The 1,284-nt window shown below is 41.9% G+C and carries 3 protein-coding genes; 2 read left to right on the forward strand and 1 reads right to left on the reverse strand.

Going from position 1 to position 1,284, the window contains the following annotated elements; genetic code table 11:
* Positions 1-434: 434 nt before the first annotated feature.
* The gene (locus tag OSCI_RS06830) at positions 435-560 is read right to left on the reverse strand and encodes a photosystem II protein Y (protein ID WP_007354152.1); all 126 of its coding nucleotides are present in this window, start codon (positions 558-560) and stop codon (positions 435-437) included.
* A gap of 182 nt (positions 561-742) precedes the next feature.
* On the opposite strand from OSCI_RS06830, the gene OSCI_RS31890 reads away from it, so the two are divergent.
* Both OSCI_RS31890 and OSCI_RS06835 read left to right on the forward strand, forming a co-directional pair.
* Complete coding sequence (locus OSCI_RS31890; RefSeq protein WP_267879519.1) at positions 743-877, forward strand: hypothetical protein; 135 nt, start codon at positions 743-745, stop codon at positions 875-877.
* A gap of 54 nt (positions 878-931) precedes the next feature.
* Positions 932-1,279, forward strand: a complete 348-nt coding sequence (locus OSCI_RS06835; protein ID WP_007354153.1) for a hypothetical protein — start codon at positions 932-934, stop codon at positions 1,277-1,279.
* The last annotated feature ends 5 nt before the right edge of the window (positions 1,280-1,284 follow it).

Here is a 1,284-nt window from a genome sequence, read left to right on the forward strand (position 1 = left end):
TAAGTTGTTAAACTCTCTAGCAATAGAAACAGCAAAAATTTAGCATTGTTTTAAGTAGAAGGAAGAAGGTAGAAGGAATAAAAATTTAGTTATCTAGGAGAGAAGGAAAAAGGAATAAAAATTTAGTTATCTAGGAGAGAAGGAAGAATGTTTATACAGTCGGCTTTTCAGCCATCCTTATCTTATGTTTAATTAGGTGGATTTACTTACAATCCGGGATTAAGTAAAAGTATCCATAACGTCGCCATCCTGGGGGTTAAAGAACCGCCAGGATGTCGGCGTTACGTAAATAATGGTTAATTCCTAATAATCTTAAAAAAAATTGTGTGCGATCGCATCCTTAACCGGAAAGCCGAGGAGCGATCGCACACCTAGATTATGGGAGATTCAGCCTGAAAAACATCAGCTTTTCAGTACAGAGGTCAGGATTAAGTCTAGGCTTGCTTATTCAACAGGTTTTGCACTTGTCTGATTGCAGCCGCGCCAATATTGAAAGCTGCCCAGCCACCGGCCAACAAGATTGGCAATAAAACTACTAGCACGCGGAAGTCAAAATCCATTAGTTCCTCCTCTAAAGTTTTTTAAAGATTTCTCATAATCTATTTGTATCTCATTTTGTCCCTATTCTCAAACTTCTCTCTAGTAACCTAGTTTATCTAAATTAAAGCCCCTCTATGGATGAGATTCCTGATGATTTCGGTCCGCCCAAGGCAACTGGGAACTCGCCACCGGGGGAATAAAAATGTGCGATGCCTTCGGACGCGGTGGCGATCGCACCAAATCTATACTACAAAGTGCAGCTTCACCGAGGGCGATCGCCATTTTCCCGCCGTCTCCTGGTGAAGCTGGTATGAAAGCTAAAACTCTTACCAATTAAAGGTTTTTGAAAATCGCCACCTTGTAGTATCACTGTAATTTAACAGGAGGAATTATGGGTTTATTGCCTAAACGGAAATTAAAGTCAGACGAGCTTGAAGCTATTTTCCTTTTTCAGTTGGCTTTGCATATATGGAAATTTAATGGCGGTTTCGCGCCGGAATTTTGGTTTGGCGAGCGGGTGAAGTTTCAGGGGCGAGTGGGTGTGATTGCGGGGATGCAGTGGATGATATCAATTCCGGTTGCACCGGAATTGATATCAGCTACTGTTATGGCAAGTTTATCCTTCCAGTCGTGGCAATCTTATGCTTCCAATGACAGCAAGGGTTTTAAAAGCTACTTTGCCCCCAGTGTCAGCTTCGCTATTTCTGGGCCAAGATTTCGCTATACGTTTCTCAAGTAGATTGG

Origin of the sequence: Kamptonema sp. PCC 6506 (genome assembly GCF_000180455.1) — a bacterium.
GTDB lineage: Bacteria > Cyanobacteriota > Cyanobacteriia > Cyanobacteriales > Microcoleaceae > Kamptonema > Kamptonema formosum.

Excerpts from the sequence above, each read along its gene's own strand:
- OSCI_RS06830 (WP_007354152.1), bottom strand. The coding sequence starts at position 560 with ATGGATTTTGACTTCCGCGTGCTAGTAGTTTTATTGCCAATCTTGTTG.
- OSCI_RS06835 (WP_007354153.1), top strand. The coding sequence starts at position 932 with ATGGGTTTATTGCCTAAACGGAAATTAAAGTCAGACGAGCTTGAAGCT.
- OSCI_RS31890 (WP_267879519.1), top strand. The coding sequence starts at position 743 with ATGTGCGATGCCTTCGGACGCGGTGGCGATCGCACCAAATCTATACTA.